General features: G+C 39.1%; 23 protein-coding genes and 1 pseudogene. 14 read left to right on the plus strand and 10 right to left on the minus strand.

Annotated features, from left to right (window positions below; all coding sequences use genetic code 11):
- Window positions 1-65: 65 nt before the first annotated feature.
- From C805_RS24060 to C805_RS27650, 6 genes and pseudogenes are all read left to right on the plus strand, one after another.
- Entirely contained in the window at window positions 66-335 is a 270-nt protein-coding gene (locus C805_RS24060; RefSeq protein WP_016216667.1) for a helix-turn-helix domain-containing protein, read from the plus strand.
- Window positions 336-376: 41 nt separating this feature from the next.
- On the plus strand, window positions 377-682 hold the full coding sequence (locus C805_RS24065) for an ABC transporter six-transmembrane domain-containing protein (RefSeq protein WP_016216668.1): 306 nt from the start codon (window positions 377-379) through the stop codon (window positions 680-682).
- On the plus strand, window positions 672-1,028 hold the full coding sequence (locus C805_RS24070; protein WP_016216669.1) for a hypothetical protein: 357 nt from the start codon (window positions 672-674) through the stop codon (window positions 1,026-1,028). Before C805_RS24065 ends, C805_RS24070 begins: the two co-directional genes overlap by 11 nt.
- Entirely contained in the window at window positions 1,025-2,065 is a 1,041-nt protein-coding gene (locus tag C805_RS24075; protein ID WP_016216670.1) for a DUF2971 domain-containing protein, read from the plus strand. The genes C805_RS24070 and C805_RS24075 overlap by 4 nt, the downstream gene beginning before the upstream one ends.
- Before the next feature lie 240 nt (window positions 2,066-2,305).
- A complete protein-coding gene (locus tag C805_RS24080; RefSeq protein ID WP_016216671.1) occupies window positions 2,306-3,520 on the plus strand; it encodes an IS256 family transposase in 1,215 nt (404 codons plus the stop codon).
- Window positions 3,521-3,844: 324 nt separating this feature from the next.
- Window positions 3,845-4,453: pseudogene (locus tag C805_RS27650) on the plus strand (DUF1848 family protein).
- 467 nt (window positions 4,454-4,920) lie between these two features.
- Here the strand turns inward: C805_RS27650 and C805_RS24090 are convergent.
- From C805_RS24090 to C805_RS0107020, 6 genes are all read right to left on the minus strand, one after another.
- On the minus strand, window positions 4,921-6,423 hold the full coding sequence (locus C805_RS24090) for a hypothetical protein (protein WP_016216672.1): 1,503 nt from the start codon (window positions 6,421-6,423) through the stop codon (window positions 4,921-4,923).
- Between the two features lie 18 nt (window positions 6,424-6,441).
- A complete protein-coding gene (locus tag C805_RS24095; RefSeq protein WP_016216673.1) occupies window positions 6,442-7,860 on the minus strand; it encodes an NUDIX domain-containing protein in 1,419 nt (472 codons plus the stop codon).
- Window positions 7,861-7,888: 28 nt separating this feature from the next.
- The gene (locus tag C805_RS24100) at window positions 7,889-8,986 is read right to left on the minus strand and encodes a hypothetical protein (RefSeq protein WP_016216674.1); all 1,098 of its coding nucleotides are present in this window, start codon (window positions 8,984-8,986) and stop codon (window positions 7,889-7,891) included.
- Window positions 8,987-9,008: 22 nt separating this feature from the next.
- On the minus strand, window positions 9,009-9,254 hold the full coding sequence (locus C805_RS24105; RefSeq protein ID WP_371197684.1) for a helix-turn-helix domain-containing protein: 246 nt from the start codon (window positions 9,252-9,254) through the stop codon (window positions 9,009-9,011).
- A gap of 192 nt (window positions 9,255-9,446) precedes the next feature.
- A complete protein-coding gene (locus C805_RS24110) occupies window positions 9,447-9,662 on the minus strand; it encodes a hypothetical protein (protein ID WP_016216676.1) in 216 nt (71 codons plus the stop codon).
- Between the two features lie 83 nt (window positions 9,663-9,745).
- Entirely contained in the window at window positions 9,746-9,925 is a 180-nt protein-coding gene (locus tag C805_RS0107020; protein WP_022751490.1) for a hypothetical protein, read from the minus strand.
- 93 nt (window positions 9,926-10,018) lie between these two features.
- Here C805_RS0107020 and C805_RS0107025 point away from each other — a divergent pair, with 93 nt between their 5' ends.
- The 3 genes from C805_RS0107025 (at window position 10,019) to C805_RS27660 (ending at window position 10,803) form a co-directional block, all read left to right on the plus strand.
- Window positions 10,019-10,231 (plus strand): hypothetical protein, encoded by a 213-nt coding sequence (locus tag C805_RS0107025; RefSeq protein ID WP_196811106.1) that lies wholly within the window; start codon window positions 10,019-10,021, stop codon window positions 10,229-10,231.
- A gap of 66 nt (window positions 10,232-10,297) precedes the next feature.
- Window positions 10,298-10,522 (plus strand): DNA-formamidopyrimidine glycosylase family protein, encoded by a 225-nt coding sequence (locus tag C805_RS27655; protein WP_081640395.1) that lies wholly within the window; start codon window positions 10,298-10,300, stop codon window positions 10,520-10,522.
- A gap of 89 nt (window positions 10,523-10,611) precedes the next feature.
- Entirely contained in the window at window positions 10,612-10,803 is a 192-nt protein-coding gene (locus C805_RS27660) for a hypothetical protein (RefSeq protein WP_081640396.1), read from the plus strand.
- A gap of 316 nt (window positions 10,804-11,119) precedes the next feature.
- Here C805_RS27660 and srtB read toward each other — a convergent pair whose 3' ends face one another.
- Window positions 11,120-11,896 (minus strand): class B sortase, encoded by a 777-nt coding sequence (srtB, locus tag C805_RS24115; RefSeq protein ID WP_031201892.1) that lies wholly within the window; start codon window positions 11,894-11,896, stop codon window positions 11,120-11,122.
- A 6-nt stretch (window positions 11,897-11,902) separates the two neighbouring features.
- Window positions 11,903-12,733, minus strand: coding sequence for a tyrosine-type recombinase/integrase (locus C805_RS24120; RefSeq protein ID WP_016216678.1), 831 nt, complete (start codon window positions 12,731-12,733; stop codon window positions 11,903-11,905).
- Between the two features lie 463 nt (window positions 12,734-13,196).
- Between C805_RS24120 and C805_RS26880 the strand changes: the two genes are divergently transcribed.
- From C805_RS26880 to C805_RS24140, 5 genes are read left to right on the plus strand one after another with little or no spacing between them, the layout of a single operon-like run.
- The gene (locus tag C805_RS26880; protein ID WP_016216679.1) at window positions 13,197-13,409 is read left to right on the plus strand and encodes a hypothetical protein; all 213 of its coding nucleotides are present in this window, start codon (window positions 13,197-13,199) and stop codon (window positions 13,407-13,409) included.
- On the plus strand, window positions 13,406-14,860 hold the full coding sequence (locus C805_RS24130) for an RNA-binding domain-containing protein (RefSeq protein WP_016216680.1): 1,455 nt from the start codon (window positions 13,406-13,408) through the stop codon (window positions 14,858-14,860). The genes C805_RS26880 and C805_RS24130 overlap by 4 nt, the downstream gene beginning before the upstream one ends.
- Window position 14,861: 1 nt before the next feature.
- Window positions 14,862-15,110, plus strand: a complete 249-nt coding sequence (locus tag C805_RS27400) for an ATP-binding protein (protein WP_022751492.1) — start codon at window positions 14,862-14,864, stop codon at window positions 15,108-15,110.
- Between the two features lie 15 nt (window positions 15,111-15,125).
- Window positions 15,126-15,449: an HVO_A0114 family putative DNA-binding protein gene (locus C805_RS27280; RefSeq protein ID WP_016216681.1), complete on the plus strand. Its 324-nt coding sequence runs from the start codon at window positions 15,126-15,128 to the stop codon at window positions 15,447-15,449.
- Window positions 15,431-16,072 (plus strand): helix-turn-helix domain-containing protein, encoded by a 642-nt coding sequence (locus C805_RS24140; RefSeq protein WP_016216682.1) that lies wholly within the window; start codon window positions 15,431-15,433, stop codon window positions 16,070-16,072. Before C805_RS27280 ends, C805_RS24140 begins: the two co-directional genes overlap by 19 nt.
- 253 nt (window positions 16,073-16,325) lie before the next feature.
- Here C805_RS24140 and C805_RS0107045 read toward each other — a convergent pair whose 3' ends face one another.
- Window positions 16,326-16,514 (minus strand): cysteine-rich KTR domain-containing protein, encoded by a 189-nt coding sequence (locus C805_RS0107045; RefSeq protein ID WP_022751494.1) that lies wholly within the window; start codon window positions 16,512-16,514, stop codon window positions 16,326-16,328.
- A 77-nt stretch (window positions 16,515-16,591) separates the two neighbouring features.
- Window positions 16,592-17,773: a MalY/PatB family protein gene (locus C805_RS24145; protein ID WP_016216683.1), complete on the minus strand. Its 1,182-nt coding sequence runs from the start codon at window positions 17,771-17,773 to the stop codon at window positions 16,592-16,594.
- Window positions 17,774-17,820 lie beyond the last annotated feature (47 nt).

The following is a 17,820-nucleotide window of genomic DNA, read 5'->3' on the forward strand; positions in this document are numbered from 1 at the left end:
CTGTATAAAATCAATAGAACAGATGAAAAATATCGAAAGTAGATATATTAAAGGGGCTAATTCACATGGGTAAGAGTATGTTTACAATAAAAGGAAATATTTGCTCAGAAAGAGTCCGATTGGGAAGGGCTCTTCAAAAGCCACCCATCACCCAGGAAGATCTGGCAAAAAAGCTCCAATTCATGGTTATGGAAGACATGACTCCATTAATCATCTCCAGAATCGAAAAGAACCAGCGGCATGTTTGTGATGCAGAGCTGCGTATGATCGCCAAAGCATTGGAGGTCACCATGGAATGGCTGGTGGGGGACAGTGATGAGATTAAGCTGAGATAACCATATAAACACCTACTGAATAAAAACGAAAGAATAGTTTAATGAAAGATTTAGTATTAAAGCTTCAAGATATTTTTAAAAAAGCCCCCTTAGGCATTATGACAGTTTTAGCTATGGATATATTGGAGATTGTTCTGCTATCACTGAATCCTTTTGTTATTGGAATATGTATTGATAATTTTTTGGATCACAGGTACTTCTGGTTTTATATACTAATAGTTTTACAACTTCTACTCATTGCTGTTCGTGCAATAAATAAAATTATTGATACCAGAGTATATGAACACATTATTGAAGACGAAAACAATAATTATTATAAAGAAAAAATACCACAAAATGATTGCTAGTAACAATATTAAGTTTCAGAATCATGATGAAACAAGAGAAGATATTATTTCAAGTAGGAATGAACAACGATTTAAAAGCTTTACTAATACAATTCTAAATTTGAGAGTATTAAACTCTAACTTGGATGCAAAAGCTTATTTGTGGACGGATATATTACAATCAGCGTTATTAATTTTTGCTATTGCTCTTACAGTTTATTTGGGCAACTACACAAGCGGTCAGCTGTTCTCTATTATCACTTATATTATGATATTAAACGAACGTGTCTGTGAAATAAATGAAATCAGAGTTAAAATATATGATTTAATTGATAGCGTAGCCCGATTAGAAAGGAAAGAAGAATGAGTTATCGAGATGAATTTGAAAAAATAATTGAACAAATTATGATAAGTCCCAAAGCTCCTAAAGAAGAAGTTGACCGCCAATTTCTTCCACTGATACAATTCATAAGAAATAATGTTCCCGAACAACTTTATAAATTTAGAGCGTGTACAGAATACAGCATAGAAGCATTTGAAAAAGATGAACTTTGGCTTTCTAAAGCTGCTTTATTTAATGATCTTCACGATAGCCTTTTCTTTTTTGATAAAGATACCATACTTGATTCAATAGAAAAAATGTTTTCCTCTGGTTCCCTCCCTTCTGTAATAGAAACAATTAAACAAATACAATTTCCTAACGCTGATTTACAGAAATTAGCAACAGAAATGCTCTCTTCACTGAATACCGAGCAACTTACGGATATTGTTTGGCAATCAGTACCTGGTTTTAGCCAATGGTTGGAACAATGTTTTTCTTTTGCAAAAGATGGAATACGAGAACACACGAAAATGGTATGCTTATCAGAGAGCATTAAATCTCCGTTAATGTGGGCGCACTATGCAAATAATCATAAAGGATTTGCTATAGGGTATGATTTTAGAAATAATGAAATAACACAATGCTCTAACTGCCCAAATCGTTCGTGTGCTGATATAAAACTAGGAGCGATTTATCCTGTGATATATTCAAACAAGCGTTACGATGCAACAAGATATGGGCAGTGGATTGTGCAGCAACAGCTAAACCGCATGATAGGAATTCCTGTTGAAGAATTTTATGATGATGGCTTTTTGTTTACAAAAGCCGCTTTACATAAATCAAATGACTGGTCTTATGAAAATGAATGGAGAATAACATGCTCTACTCCTAATGTAACTGTAGAGCAAAAAGACCGTTATCCAATTAAGAAAAAACCTATTGCCATTTACTTTGGTAGCCAAATTCCTGATTTTTATCGAAAAATGCTAATGCACATCGCAGATGAAAAAGGGATACCACGGTATCAGATGTATGTTAAAAATTATTCTTCTAAGTATGAGTTAGATTGTATGCCGATTTAGTTATAAAGAGGGAGAATTCTGCTTATTAGGAGAAGAACTATTCTCCCTCTCTTATCCCAAAATAGAGCCAGATCAAAAAAACTTATAATATCTAGCTTCTAAATAAATCACAACATACGAAAATCAGCCTTGGAGCAAAGCTAAAAGGGTAGTGTAAATAAGTTTGTGTTTTTGGAAATAAATGGCTCCTTTTTGGTAAGAATTAGGATATGAAAATTTTTATCGAAAAGGAGTATTTTTATGCCAGCAGCAAAAGAGCAGATTCGACAGATTATTTCAGAAAACAACTTAAACAGCGTTGCTGATGTTTATACCCTGCTCCGGGATAGTTTTAAAGACATCCTGCAGGAACTCATGGAAGCGGAACTGGATGCTTCCCTGGGTTATGAGAAAAACCATAAAGGAAATTTACAGACAGATAATAAACGGAATGGATATTCCGCCAAAAACCTCAAGAGCCAGTATGGGGAATTCCAGATTGATGTGCCCAGGGACCGCAATGGGGAGTTCGAGCCAAAGCTGATCCCCAAATACCAGCGGGATATCTCTGGCCTGGAAGAAAAGGTGATCTCCCTGTATGCACGCGGAATGAGTACCCGCGATATCCACGACCAGCTGAGTGACCTGTATGGGGTTGAAATGTCAGCAGAAATGGTCAGCAAGATTACAGATAAAATCCTCCCGCAGGTGAAAGAATGGCAGTCCCGTCCCTTAAATCCGGTTTATCCTTTTGTTTTTATGGACTGTATCCATTACAAAGTCCGGGAGGATGGGAGGATTTTAAGCCGTGCAGCTTATATAGTGATGGGAGTTACCGTTGATGGGTACAAAGAAATCTTAAGCATTACAGTTGGGGCGAATGAAAGCAGCAAGTTCTGGCTTGGGATGCTCAATGATCTGAAAAACCGCGGGGTAAAAGATGTGCTTTTCTTCTGTGTAGACGGGCTTGCCGGCTTTAAAGAGGCCATACAGGCAGTATTCCCAAAGGCAGAAATACAAAGATGTGTGATCCATATGCTGCGCAATTCTTTTAAATATGTGAATTATAAAGATTTAAAAAAGTTCTCTTCCGACTTTAAGGCGGTTTATAATGCCCCAAACGAAGCCGCAGCCCTGTCAGAACTGGAAAGCGTAAAGGAAACATGGGGAAAGAAATATCCCTATGCCATCAGCAGCTGGGAGAACAACTGGGAAGACGTCAGTTCATTCTTCCAGTTTTCGGATGATATACGCAGGATCATGTACACTACAAATATCATAGAAGGGCTGAACCGTCAGTACCGGAAAGTCACAAAAACAAAAAGTGTGTTTCCAAGTGACACATCCCTGGAAAAAATGCTGTATCTGGCAAGTCAAAACATAACAAAGAAATGGACGCAGAGATACCGGAACTGGGATCAGGTTCTCAACCAGTTGATTCTTCTTTACGGGGAGCGTCTGGAAGATTATCTGTAAAAAAACGGGGTGGCATCAGCTCAAATGCCTTGCCATCCCACCTTTCTTATTCCATCGGTACCTGTAGTATTGCCTGAAATTGCTTCTTTTATTCCGGAGGCCGGGTGTACCCAAAGGGCAGGATCTGGGCAGAGCCCACGAAAAAGCAATATATACAGGGCCTTAAAAACCATGCAAAAAAACGAAATAAAATGTATAAACTTTCCAGATATGGTTATACTATAAATACAAAGGATAAATCGACAGGAAATCGACGACAACAAAAACAAAAAAACTACAAATAAAGCTTACATATCTAATTCCTATCAGGAAATCCTATTTTTCATAGACACAAGATTTTTTACAGCCTCAACCGCTACCGTCCAATACTACACGTACTGGCTTTTAAACAGATTCAGCGATGGGTATGTGATGACCTGCAACCCGTTTTTTCCGAACAAAGTAATTCATTATGAACTGAAACCAGATAAAGTAGACTGTATTGTGTTCTGCTCAAAACACTACAAACCTATTCTGTCCCAGCTGCACAGATTATCAGAAATTCAACACCTATTTCCACTATACAATTACTGCCTAGGCAAGGATGTTGAACCTAGCGTCCCCTCGACTTGATGAGAGTATGGAAACGCTGACCCTACTTTCAAAACAGGCTGACAAACAGCGTATTGCTTTGAGATATGCCCCCTGTTCTTCTGACAGAATAATATACCATAGGACACTTTTGGGAAACTTTTGACATATAGCAAAAACTCTCGCACCTATATTGACCGCTATATTTTCAGTTTTGTAAAGATACATAAAAAGCTGGAAGTCAATATGCCTGATCTGCTCCCAATGACCGAACAGAATAAAGGACAGCTTGCCGAGGGACTTGGAGCAACCACTGGAAAAAAAGGTATTCATATTCAGACCTGTGGAACAAACGTAGATTAACTCGCTACGGTATCCATTCTTCTGGCCGCATGACACTAGATTTTCTAGGCGGCGACTGGAATCCTGTTCAAGAACTTAAAACACAATAGGTTACGGCAAGGCTGTCATTGTATGAACAACCAGAACATTGGCACTTATAATACATATATGTGCTGCTGTTAGGCTTAGTGAACTTTTTACCTCACCCAAATTTGAATTCGACAAATTGCTCTTTTGCCACTAAAATTCCTTAATTTAACACAAAATCCAATTTAGAATAATTTCATTGGATACTCTGCTAGATTTAATAATTCCATACAAATATGTTATGACATATTTACATAAAGGTACTACCAATAGACGGCTAGTCCAATTTCATATTAGCAAAAATAGCCTTTAAAGTTTGTCAGACCGTAATAGCAACACCTATATAAATATTTTCCCTTAAAACATCACATATCACAAAAAATATCTTGTATCTTTACTTTCTACTGAATATAATAATTTATTAAATTATTCATTTGGGCTACTAAATCTTCTCTCGTTCCAGTATTTAATAAAACATGATCTATTTGATGATTATGCTCTAAAAAAGAATCATGTACTCTCTTTATCTCCTCCAATTTACTTTGTATATCTTCATTTAATTCCTTTTGATATATATCTCTACTTACTAACAACTCATGTGCCGTATCTTCATTGCATCCAATTTCATTAATTATATTTTTTATAATATCTAATCTACATTTTTCAATAATATGATTTTTAGTTTCTGTTTCATGTGTGGCGTGTAAATATAAAATAACTACATTATCTGGATAATATTTTTTTGCCACTTCTATTTGTGACATATTAGAAATAAAAATTTGTGCTATTCCATCTGAAATATTTTTATTTATTTCAGCTTTATTGACAGCGTATCTAACTCCTCCTGTTCCTCCTCCCTTTTTATGAAAGCTCCATTCCCATATATTTTTTTCTTCATCAATATATTTAGAAAAATCTCCTGTTTCACCAATCGCAATCATCCCATCTCTTCCATCAGTTCTTTCTCTTGGTGCTCTTTTTGCGTACTTATGAGTTATCCTTATATTTCCGTTCACTTCTCCTAAGTCACCAACTATTTCCATTAATGTGGCTTTGCCTGAGGATGGAGCAGCGCAAACAACAAACACAGGAGGATGCTTAACTCTATGAGATATTTGGACATTTTTAATAATATTTCTTACCTGACTATACATATATTCCAAATTATAGAAATTCAAAATGGCATAATCTATCAGTGAAATATTCTCTATGTATTGATTATAAAGCATCCTTATGTTTGCTCCACGCGTTTTTATGGTTTCAAAATATGGCAAAATATTATTCCATTCCTCATTTAATAATGGCATAACTTCTTCTATTCTATCCATATAACTAAGACGTGTTGCACTTCCTAAAACAGAACATAGCGACTGAATATTTTTTATAGCAAGTTTTTTACTTTCTGAATCAGTGTCAAATTTTATAGCCTCCCTACTCTTAAAGCGCTTTAATAATTCCCTTTCATCAATTGTAGAAGCAATATATATAACTTTTACCCGATTCTTTAATTGTTCGTTTTCCTTTAATACTTTAATTACATGAAAATCACTAATAATTGCAACAACATTATTTTGATTTAATTTTTCTAAAATCTCCTCTATTTGAATACCATAAAAATTACTATTTTTATAATAAACTACACCTTTACAACCCCCACATAATTCCTTCAATTTTGTGATTCTCTGCAAACGAATATCGGCTGCCTCACCTTCCAACACCCCTTTTATCTGGTGCGAATCCATTGCAACTACATCATCACCTTCACCGCGAACATCCCTAGTCGAATATTTAGGCACTCCAACCCAAAGGTTTTCGTCTACAATTTGACGCATCAATGCACTTTTACCAACTGCACTTGCTGCTACAAGAATATAGAAAAAATTAGTTTCTTTTGTTTCATACATCTGTTTTCTCCCAAATTTTTATCGAAAAATGTATTTTATGGATTCTGTAAATTCTACTAACAACCACTTCTCTTCACTACACATATAGATTATATCATCTGTATATTTTTCTGGATTAGTTTCCACATCTTCTACCAATTCTTCTATAGTTACCAATCGGTGGGCAGATTGTGCTCCTTTTTCCTCTGCTATTCCCATTAACTCATCAATTTCCTCTTGGGTATCAATATAGCCTTCAGGTGCAATAAATAAGAACACGTCACTAATAAACCTTGTAAACCAAGTTTCTTTATGTTCCTGATATATCACCTTTCCATTTTTTCCTCTTAATTCATTTCCATCTTTATCCTTTAATACAATATTATTTCCCTGCTTATCCTTATCTTTAACATGCATAATTCTAGGCGATTTCCTCTGCACCGTCATTGGCTCTCCTTCTTGTGTTGTTGCACGAAATACAATCCAATCAGCCGGAGCCAATCCATCAAATTCATTTTTGAAATATTTTTCCGGTCTCTTCTCAATATTCCATTCACCAAAATCTACAATATCACCCAACTCAGCCGACATATATTTAGAAAACTCAGCTTCTGGTAAAAAAAGTTCTTCAACTAACTCTCTTTTTGCAGTAACAATTGTAGAACTATCTTTTAAATCTACATGCCCTCCTGCTGATTTATCCCAAAGTTCTCTGTTATCTGCGGTATAAGGACTGCGCTGTTGCAAAAGCAACTCTCCTTTTCTATTAAATATAAAAGCCCACACAGAATATCTTTGAAAATTTGTTGTATAAAAAGCTTTCCTTGGATAAATTCCTCGTGGCATATCTTTCATATCATACAATTCAATTAATTCATCGTTAGGCTTTGACATAAATTTCCCACCTGCCTTTTCATCCAACATAAATTCAATATAAGTATTTAACTGATCATATAGTTCTTTATCCGATGACTGTGTTATCTTCCGGTACATAGATAAATCTGGTAAATCCAATGTCGTAAAGCAGTACCATATTACATCATCCGCCAAAATTATATTAACAAACTGGCGCAAATTATTTTGCAATAGTTTTATTCGTTTACGCATATTCTGTTGAATGTGTTCATCATCACAATGACTAAGAATATCCTCCACAAAACCTGCCGTATTCATACGCCCCTTTTTCCCACCAATTAACCTACTTCGATAAGTTTGCAACTTATCGAAGTCCATTTTATTTTTACTTATACCTTTTGTATAGAATAAAGATTGATTAAAATTCTCTGTCTCATTCTCATAAATAAGTGTTATACTTAAATTCTCACATGTTCTCAAAATATCATAGAACATTAACGGTTTTTCTGTTATTTCTTGAATGATGGGGTTGACACCAACTATTATCAGCCGCTTCTGTGCTGGCTTTTCTTCTGCATTTTTAAATAAATTCAACAATTCCATGACTCGCCCTCCTATTATATACTTTCTATTATAAATCTAACGATGTTAACCAACTATCTAAAATTGATTCAAATTGATATTTTTCCGAATAAGTTACATACAAATTTTTAATCAAATCAAATGGTACTTCCGATAAACTACTATGCCTCAAAATCAAACAATCTTTCCTTTGATAGTGCATTATACCCAACTCATAAGCCACGTTGGGATTATAATGGGATTTTTCTTCAGGTTCATCAAACAAAGCAATTCCATATTTACAACAATATAACACAGCCAACGGATTATATACATCATTTGTAATATTCCATTCTGCTTCATCAGCACGAACACAGTTCAATCCTCTACGCTCTAGTTCTCTTTTTATAAACTTGTAAAAATCCAAATTATTATCTCGAAACTTCATCATTATAAAGACATTTTTTTCATATGGGTATCGTTCCATTTGCCTCTGCAATTTATCCTTATATCCAACTAATGGAACAATTAACTCATTTTTAATAGATGGGTTAATATAAAGCACATTACCCGCTTCATTTTTCCTGGAATACTTTTTTATTAAATGTAATATTTTTTTATGAAAGTCTGATTTATTTGAGTTATTAATAATTGTAATTACATTTTCATCTGGAGTATCTACATAATCTGGCCAAACCATTTCATTTCTCTTTAACCTAAAATCTATTGCTTGTCGGTCAAATCCTTCTTTCCTTAATCTTTTTGTTGCCAAACCTTCATCAGTATATATAAAAATATGTATTACATAAGCAATTTCTTTAAATTCTTCTTGAATTCTATCTATTAAAGCTTTATTTCGTATAATAACAAAAGTGAATTCATGATTCTTTACAGACTCCATTAACGTAGATTTACTAAATCCATACTTTTTACCTCCATATGGGTATGTATAACACTGCCCCTTATTCTCCATCTCCCACTTTTTAAATTGTTGTTCAGAAATAAAGGTGAGTTCTGTTTCTTTCGCTTCTTCTTTCAATCTCACTTCTCTAGTTGTAAACTTTGAAATCACGTTAATATCATAATTATCTAAATATGTTTTAACAAAATTTATCAAATCGGATTTTCCTGTTCCTGCTGCTCCATCAATTAAAAATATTTTATTCATACATTATCTCCTCATAGGTATTTTATTTTAGTAATTCATCATATGTCGTATTAAGTTCATCTTTTATTGCTCTTAACTGTTCTACTTGTACATGTTGTATTCCTCGTTCAATCTTTACAAGACATTCCCTTGTTATCGGAATTCCTTGTAGATCTAATAAACGAACAAGTTCTGTCTGCCCTATACCTTTTGCAACCCTTATCTCTCTAATATTTTTTCCAATATCTCCATTTTTGTTTTGTTTAATCTTTTGTCTCAACAATATCACCTCTTCTTGAACCCTTTTCAGTCCAATTATGTTCTTTATTCTATTTACAAATTGGAAAATAATGGGACTGATATTAGTCCTAAACATAGAAATGTAAAAAGAATTGAGGAATTTTTACAGTGCAGAAGACATATATCTACTATTATAGCCTTCCCCCTCACTTTCGTTTAAACAAAAATGGGGGAACCGGCATCAATCCAGTTCCCTGCAAGCATCGGAATTCAAGTTCAACAACCACTCGAAGCATTCTTCATAAACTCTCACTCCAAACACATATTTATCTATAACGTATTCCGCAAACTCACCATCCTCCGGTATTGTGAACTGCTTCAAGAGCCTTTGTAGGTCTTCCGACTTGTCGCTGACATCTGACTCCGTGGCAAGCTTCACATCGCCATACTGCATCATCTGCTATTCCAGCTTCGCGATCTGCCTCTCCACTTCTTGCTACACCAAAGGTTCTCCAAGTAGACGCCCCTGTTCTTCCACGACTATTCCGTCTGTACACGCTTTTTCTCCATCATCCTCTTTACCCGTTCAAATTCCTCTTTGATGACAATGGACTGGTGCTTCCCCTCACTGATGACGCAGTCAAGCTCACCGCGATTCTTCGCCCTTTTTCTGTTCGAGATATTCAGAGATATTCCTTCTGGTACTCCAACTCTCCACAATAGAGGCAATTCTTAATATGGCTGGAAAATCCCAATCTTCATGGCAACTACAATGCAATCATTATAGATTATATGAAAGAGAATCCTCCTGCCGTGTATCAGGATATTTATAACCGGGACGACCACAATTATTGGGAATCGGTTGACACAGAGCTAAAAGAATATGTCGCTGAAATCGGTCTTGATTATGGTACGAATGACGACCGTATGAGCCGTCCTTTCAATGCGCTACCTACAATCGTTAATTATTTCTATCACAGCGAACTCAAAAAATCAGCAAGAAAAAGCGGTGATAATTACACCTGAACTACCCGAAATAGAAATGTTAAAAAATGTGAGCATGCCACAGATAAAGGGACTTATTATCGAAAAATCGCCGTCAATCGTCCGGAGGTTAACGCACAGCCGAGCAGCGACAAATTTTACAAAGCTATTACGGGACAAAATATAACCGCTACGACACGCAGAGGAAAATTTTTAATAATCAATTTGAGAAATGAAAACCGAATCATTCTGCAATTGCGAATTATAGACTGCTTGCTTGTTACGTCGCTTGACTATCTGATGGAAAATCACACACATATCATTAGCAACTAAACAATGAAACGGAACCTCGTTTCTCCGATACCCAACGTTTCGAGCGCTTTTGGCTAATACAAAGCGGTTAACAAGATACATATAAGGGAATTGAGAAATTAGAGGTTGAACCGTTATCCTCTGAATGTAGCTCCAACTATCTACAAAGCAAACTTGGAAAGCGAAAAAAGGCACCTAGGGAATGTCCGTTCAACCAAAGCGTGATTGCAGGAATCGGCAACATTTATTCCAATGAGATTGTATTTCAGGCAAGAATCCGTCCCACCCTTCAAGCTGCTTAACAGCGGAGAAATGGAAACATCCTGCTGCAGTGATTCCCGAATGTCTGTCCTATTTTACCCTAAAAAACCATATTACAGCCGATGATTACTTGGAAACCAAATTACAGAACTCCACAATACGCCTTTTTTACAGGCATACAGTCACGCTGGCGGCCCTTTCCCAAATTGCAGAGATACACTTTGTCGTACTGTTATCAGTAGCAGAAGCATTGTATATTGTACAAATTGTCAAGGCGAGCAATGGCGAATGGCAATTGCATTAAAAAGCTCTGATAGTCCACAAATTCAATGTAGATATCAGGGCTTTGTGTACTTTCTATTTTATAACTTTTCCAACCAGCACAAACCTCGCATTATCAAACTCATAGCTGCAGGTTGAAAGCGTCACAATCCTGTCTGTGACTGCCGGTGTGATTTCACTTTTAAAACAGGAGCGTTCTTTTGCCTCTTCCAGCCATTCCCCAAACTCCACGTCAGATCCCAGCGCGATTTCCCACGCATTCTCCTGAACACTTGCCACATAACCGGCAAAGATTTCCACCCGGACATTCTGTTCCGGCATCATCAATAAAACAACCGGGTGCCCCTCATAAAATCCCTGCTTTTTATACTCCGTCAATCCAGAAAACATGGTACCGTTTTTCATGTGGTGCCCATAGATAATGCTGTGCCGGTCTGACAAATCCGGCGAGTTCCGGCTGTCCAGAAAGATACATCCCGAACCATTCCATTTACCGTTAAATAAACGCTTCAGATAATACTGGTTGTCCGTCCCCTGCACCACCGGATAGTTAATTTCTGTATCCTCAATATAAATCCAGGCCACAATATCCGGATTGATTTCACTAAGTGCATCAAAATCTACGGCCGGCCAGCGAAGGTCAGGTTCCCCCTCTCCAGACTGGCTTCCATTTTCTTCCTCATCCCCGCTGTCTTCTGGGGTCTCATCCACCCAGACATACTGCTCTATCTCAGTATAGGAGGATTCCCCTTCACCATATTCCTTCAGCTGCCGATAAATCTGGAAGGCGCCTAACATAAATATCCCTGTAAAAATTAAAATGAGTATTGTATATAATCTTTTCTTTTTCATAATTCTTCACAGCCGGTTGGCTTTCTCTTTCATCTCCTTTGCTGTAGGGTTACTGTAAATCAAAGTTGTCTGGACATTGCTATGTCCTGCCTGGTTCGCTATCTCATGGATGGAATATCCACTCTCCAGCGCATGTGAGCAAAAATAGTGCCGCAGCGTTTTCGGCGTGATACGATCCGAATACTGGTTGAATATCTGATTGATTCTGGAAGGAGAGAGTTTTCCACTCTGCCTGCTGACAAAAAGATACGGGCTTTCTGACCTGCGCTCCTTTAAGTATTCCCGGATTGCATGGACGATTTTGTCATTGATATAGACCAGCCTCTGCTTATCCCCCTTCCCTACAACACGGATTTCTTTTGATACCAGATCCACCTGCTCCAATAATAAACCGACACACTCCGTTCTCCGAAGCCCTGAATAAGCGTACAGGGTGACAATGGCATAATCCCGTTTGCTCCCGCTCTCCAAAAGCCGCTGACGGAATGCATCAACATCCCGTTTTTCAACGGTACAAGGGCTCGCATACTGCAGCTGCACTTTCATAAAATCTGTTTTCAGGATTACAGTCTCAGTCTGGGTTCCTTCGGCTATCAGGAACTCGTTCAGGCACCGCAGCGCAGATAAATGGTTATTTACGGATTTCGGGGAATAGCCTTTCAGGTTCCGCATATAGGAAATATACTCCAGCACATTTGCCCGGTACAACTGCGGCAGCGCATTCCCAAAACTGAATTCACACCACTCAAAATACTGGCGGATATTCCGGATATATGTTGTCATTGTATTCTGGGACTTTCCCAGCTTCTGCATATACAAAGCAAATCTGTCTGTCATCTTCCCACGCTCCTTCCTCATACATTTCATTACACGGGAAACGAGCCGTTTTTACAACGCAAACTGCCAACCGCCCTCCATCTTCTGATTATGTCTAACTCATTTCATCTGTATCATCCGCTGATTATGTTTAACTGAATATGTAAAACAATCGGATCATTGCCTATGAGTTAAACACAATTAGCATTATGTTTAAGCCGGCAAACAGCATTCCGGTACAAATAGCTCTGTAAATGAGACTGTAACTTCCACAAAAAGAATCCCAGCTTTCCAAGGTGACTGTAAAGATGACTGAGGCAGAATAGCGCTTCCATTGCACTATTACCTGAAGAGTACAAACATACAGATGTGAATTTAAAACGAACAGCAATCAGTATTCATCCGTTTTTTTCTGAAATCTCTTGATATTATTCCGCTAACTGAATATAATATATATAGCAAAGGAAAGGAGCCGGAGCGGAACATGAAATTCATAACGACAACGGAAGCTGGCAGCAGGTGGAACCTCTCCTCACGACGCGTAGGAGTCCTGTGCAGTGAAGGCCGAATCCCCGGAGTCCAGAAAGCCGGCAACACCTGGCTGATTCCGGACGATGCCAAAAAACCTGGCGATGCCCGTATAAAAAGCGGTAAGTACAGGAAAACAAAAAACGAAACGGAGGATGCATCAAATTGATTGACATTGCTTCTATATTACAATCAAATGAGCATGTTAATATCGAAGTGAAAGCTGCGGGCAAAGGGATCCCGAACAGTATCTGGGAAACATACTCTTCATTTGCAAATACCTTTGGCGGCGCCATCATTCTCGGTATTGAAGAAAACAAAGACACAAAGGAATTTATTCCAAAAGGAATCCATAATCCCCAGCAGATGCTCTCTGATATCTGGAATATGCTAAACAACCATCAGAAAATCAATAATAATATTTTGCTTGAACACCATGTATACAGCGCCCGGCATAGGGATATGGACTTCATCGTCATCGAGGTTCCCCGTGCAGATCGAAGGGACAAGCCTGTATATATCGGCCAGGATATGTTCAAAGGAACGTTCAAGAGGAACCACGAGGGGGACTACCACTGTTCTGCCGAGGAAGTAAAAGCTATGCTTCGCGATCAGGCAGATACGCCACAGGATGCGTTGCTCCTGGAAAACCTCCTAATAGATGATTTGAATCAGGAATCGGTTCACCGCTACCGGATCATGTTCAATAATCTGAAACCGGATCATGTATGGGGAAAACTCGCAGACGATGAATTCCTTATTAAAATTGGTTCTGCCAAAAAAAGCCGGGAGGACGGGAAAATTCATCCCACACTCGGCGGGCTTATATTTTTCGGTGATTTTATAACCATCACGGAAGAACTGCCAAACTATTTCCTGGATTACAGGGAACGGCTTTCAAATGAAACTCGCTGGTCTGACCGTGTCTGCTCTGGCGATGGAAATTGGAGCGGCAATATATTTGACTTCTATTTCAAAATCATTGACCGTCTGACTGCTGATGTAAAGACGCCATTTAAACTGGATTCTAATATGCAGCGTATAGACGACACCCCGATACACCGGTCACTCAGGGAGTGTCTGGCCAATGCCCTTATCCATGCCGACTACTATGGCCGCCGCGGGATTGTTATTGACAAAGAATTCCGTAAGATTACGATTTCAAATCCGGGAACTTTCCGTATCAGTATTGACGAGGCTATTGCCGGAGGTATCAGTGATGCGAGAAACGGCAGAATATTTAATATGTTTTCGCTTATAAAGGTAGGCGAACGCTCTGGACAGGGCCTGTGCGATGTATATAATAACTGGGAAATAAACGGCTTTAAAAAACCAGGATTGCAGGAAACAACCGCTCCTGACCGTATTACTCTCACACTTGAGATAGAAATTGACAGTAATCGTGAGAGCAATGACAGTAATGATGACAGTAATCTGACAGAAAATGAAGCAAGGGTAATCGCAGCTCTTCGCAAAAACAGCAGCCTCAATGCAACACAGGTTGCAGCAGAAACAGGGCTTTCTGTATCTACTGTCAATAGAGTATACAAAAGCTTAAAAAATAAAAACTATATTGCACGTGAAAGCCTGACTCGCGGCAAATGGATCATTCTGAAATAAGATGATAATAATATGCCAAGGCAGTTCAAAAACAACAAGACTGATTATCATAAATGCCGCCACGCGCTGCGACTACAGCATCAAAGGCACCGATATTCAGAGCAAAATGTTTGACAATCGGATTGTTGTAGAAAGCCCTGGAAACCTGCCCGGCATTGTCCGTTTGAACAACATGCGCCAGGTCCACTTTTCCCGCAACCCGAAAATTGCTGCATTTCTGCATGAGTATGATTATGTGCAGGAATTTTGAGAAGGCGTTGACCGGATGTTTAAGGAGATGGAGAAAGCAGGACTGCCGGCGCCTGAATATAAGGATGTCGCTTTTATGCTGCATACGACAATCCGGAACGGCATCAATGTCGTAGATAATGTCGCAGACAACCATGCAGCCGTAATAAAGCTTTCCGCTACTGAACAGGAGATTCTTGAGCATTTGCAGAATTCGTCGACACTTTCTGCGAAAGAGTTTGCCTCTCTGCTCCACAAAACCCCCAGAACAATCCAACGTAATATAACTGCATTAAGAGAAAAAGGATTGTTACGGAGAGAAGATTCTGACAGAAAAGGCAAATGGATTTTATTAAAGTAAAGGACAGTGATAAAGTGCCAAGACAATTCAAAACAGCAAGACAAATCAATAAGCTAAAAGTCATCGATGCTGCCGAAAAACTCGGCGTTTCCCAGCCAACGCTCAGCGCCTGGGAGGGGGAAAGGAAATCTCCCTCCATAGACAGCCTTGAAAATATGGCCGACCTTTACGGGGTCAGCGCCGATTTCCTGCTTGGCCGCTGTGAATCCCATGTCCAGGATTCCAGTCAGCCCATTTCCCTGCAGTCATTGCCAGCATTTCATGGCAGGCCGGTATGGTCTGCCACATATGGATGGCTGCTGGTGAACGCTGCCGACAGGCTTCTGACCTTTCCTGACGGCCATACCCTGCCTTTTATGGACATAGCCAGTGAATTATTTATCTCTGCCCCTCCCTTTTCTGAAGCAGAACCGCCGAACGGGCAGCCCCTGTCCCGGTCTGAGGTTAACAGGCAAAAGGAAATCTGGCTGGAACCGATTTCCCCAGACTCGGATTTACGAAAAGAACTACAGGGATGGTACCGTGTCAAGGACCGTTTTGTCGAGAATGAGTATGGGAGCCGGTTTTATCTGGATACTTACGGCTCCAAATGGCTGGCATTTACTCCTGAGACTGAAGCATAAAAGAATCCGACGCCCTGCATCCATTGTATACAAGGCGTCGGATTTTGATTATTCATGCTTTCTGAACGGGCTGCCAAATATTCAGTTTTTATGTTCAGAGCATCATAAGGAGAAGAACATTTCTATTTTCTTCTTATATGCATCCCTCCATTTCCAACTGTATTCTTTCATCTTGAAGATTTCACCGCCTCCTCTCTGTTATATGCTGTATATAGAAAAGCCGCAGAACCAAGAATCTGCATCATCTGCAAATTCATTGGCTCTGCGGCTTAGCGGCTGGCTCCTGAATCACGGTTATTTGAAATTGTTCCACATCTATTAGAATTTCCTGTTTGCACTTTGGACAGAATACAGGGAAATTCTTCATGGTTGTATCTGCCCTGATTTTATCGCGGGTCTTGTTTCCGCATAATGGACAATAGATCCAATCAGATTCATACATTTTCTTCTTTGTTATTTGTTTTCCTCCTAACGAAAGTTAACATCTTATTGTTTTACATATCATGTCTATAAACGGTATCAGCACATGTCAAGTGTCCATTTTTCATAGTCTCTGCTTCCTTCCACAAAGCGCTTCAGCCCTTCTTCCAGCTGGTTGCGGGAGCAGGCGATATTCATTCTGATAAACGAACTTCCACTTTCACCATACTGTCGTCCTTCTGACAGGTACAATCCTGTATGTTCCCGCAGATATCGTGTAAATTCCGTTGCACACCCCTGCATTTTCCGGCAGTCCAGCCACATGAGATAGGTCGCCTGCGAGGAAACCGGCTTGATCTGAGGTGCCTCTTTCTTCAGATAATCCTCTACAAAATTTTTATTTTCCTGAATATATTCTCTCAAAGCATCCAGCCATGCCTCCCCCTTCGTAAAGGCCGCCACCGCCGATTCTACTGCAAAGGAATTCGGCTCTGCAACCTCATCCGTGTTCAGTCCCCGCCAGACCTTATGCCGTAGGTTGGAATCAGGAACGGCCACTGCTGCTGTCTGCATTCCCGCCAGATTAAAGGCTTTTGTGGGAGCTATACAGGTAATGCTGCACTTTCTGCAGCTTTCCGAAACAGAAGCAAAAGGGATATATTCCTGGCCGGGACTGGTCAGGTCACAATGAATTTCATCCGAAATCACAATTACATGGTGTTTCCTGCACAGATCACCAACCCGCCCCAGTTCCTCCCGGTTCCAGATTCTTCCTACCGGATTGTGGGGATTACACAAAATCATCAGGGTAGTCTGCGGATCGGAAAGTTTTTGTTCCAGAGTCTCAAAATCCATATGATAAGTGTTTCCGTCATATTGCAGCGGACTTTCTACAATATTTCTTCCGTTATTCACAATGGAATTGAAGAAAATATTGTAAACCGGTGTCTGTACCAGCACATTTTCCCCCACTGTCGTCAGCTTGCGTACCATACTGGAAATGGCCGGAACCACCCCTGTACAGAAAACAAGCCACTCTTTTTCCATGGAAAAACCATGCCGCCGTTTCCACCAGCCCATATAAGCCTGATACCATTCTTCCGGCACAATGGAATAGCCAAATACACCATGGGCGGCTCTCTCCTGAATTGCTGCCTGAATCTCCGGCGCTGTCTGAAAATCCATATCTGCCACCCACATAGGCAGCTCATGCTCTTTTACATCCCATTTCAGTGAATGGGTATTTCTCCTGTCTACAGGTTTATCAAAATCGTAAGGCATCCTGCACCTCCAAACTTTCTGTCAAATTGATTTGCGAAAATCAAATA

Source organism: Eubacterium sp. 14-2, assembly GCF_000403845.2.
Classification (GTDB): domain Bacteria; phylum Bacillota; class Clostridia; order Lachnospirales; family Lachnospiraceae; genus Petralouisia.

What these genes read in the sequence shown, in the direction of transcription:
- C805_RS27400 (WP_022751492.1), top strand. Translation starts at nt 14,862, where the DNA reads ATGATAATAATATGCCAAGGCAGTTCAAAAACAACAAGACTGATTATC.
- C805_RS24075 (WP_016216670.1), top strand. Translation starts at nt 1,025, where the DNA reads ATGAGTTATCGAGATGAATTTGAAAAAATAATTGAACAAATTATGATA.
- C805_RS24120 (WP_016216678.1), bottom strand. Translation starts at nt 12,733, where the DNA reads ATGACAGACAGATTTGCTTTGTATATGCAGAAGCTGGGAAAGTCCCAG.
- C805_RS24070 (WP_016216669.1), top strand. Translation starts at nt 672, where the DNA reads ATGATTGCTAGTAACAATATTAAGTTTCAGAATCATGATGAAACAAGA.
- C805_RS24140 (WP_016216682.1), top strand. Translation starts at nt 15,431, where the DNA reads ATGGATTTTATTAAAGTAAAGGACAGTGATAAAGTGCCAAGACAATTC.
- C805_RS27280 (WP_016216681.1), top strand. Translation starts at nt 15,126, where the DNA reads ATGTTTAAGGAGATGGAGAAAGCAGGACTGCCGGCGCCTGAATATAAG.
- C805_RS24090 (WP_016216672.1), bottom strand. Translation starts at nt 6,423, where the DNA reads ATGTATGAAACAAAAGAAACTAATTTTTTCTATATTCTTGTAGCAGCA.
- C805_RS24100 (WP_016216674.1), bottom strand. Translation starts at nt 8,986, where the DNA reads ATGAATAAAATATTTTTAATTGATGGAGCAGCAGGAACAGGAAAATCC.
- C805_RS24080 (WP_016216671.1), top strand. Translation starts at nt 2,306, where the DNA reads ATGCCAGCAGCAAAAGAGCAGATTCGACAGATTATTTCAGAAAACAAC.
- srtB (WP_031201892.1), bottom strand. Translation starts at nt 11,896, where the DNA reads ATGAAAAAGAAAAGATTATATACAATACTCATTTTAATTTTTACAGGG.
- C805_RS26880 (WP_016216679.1), top strand. Translation starts at nt 13,197, where the DNA reads ATGAAATTCATAACGACAACGGAAGCTGGCAGCAGGTGGAACCTCTCC.
- C805_RS24065 (WP_016216668.1), top strand. Translation starts at nt 377, where the DNA reads ATGAAAGATTTAGTATTAAAGCTTCAAGATATTTTTAAAAAAGCCCCC.
- C805_RS0107045 (WP_022751494.1), bottom strand. Translation starts at nt 16,514, where the DNA reads ATGTATGAATCTGATTGGATCTATTGTCCATTATGCGGAAACAAGACC.
- C805_RS24145 (WP_016216683.1), bottom strand. Translation starts at nt 17,773, where the DNA reads ATGCCTTACGATTTTGATAAACCTGTAGACAGGAGAAATACCCATTCA.
- C805_RS24095 (WP_016216673.1), bottom strand. Translation starts at nt 7,860, where the DNA reads ATGGAATTGTTGAATTTATTTAAAAATGCAGAAGAAAAGCCAGCACAG.
- C805_RS24060 (WP_016216667.1), top strand. Translation starts at nt 66, where the DNA reads ATGGGTAAGAGTATGTTTACAATAAAAGGAAATATTTGCTCAGAAAGA.
- C805_RS24110 (WP_016216676.1), bottom strand. Translation starts at nt 9,662, where the DNA reads ATGATGCAGTATGGCGATGTGAAGCTTGCCACGGAGTCAGATGTCAGC.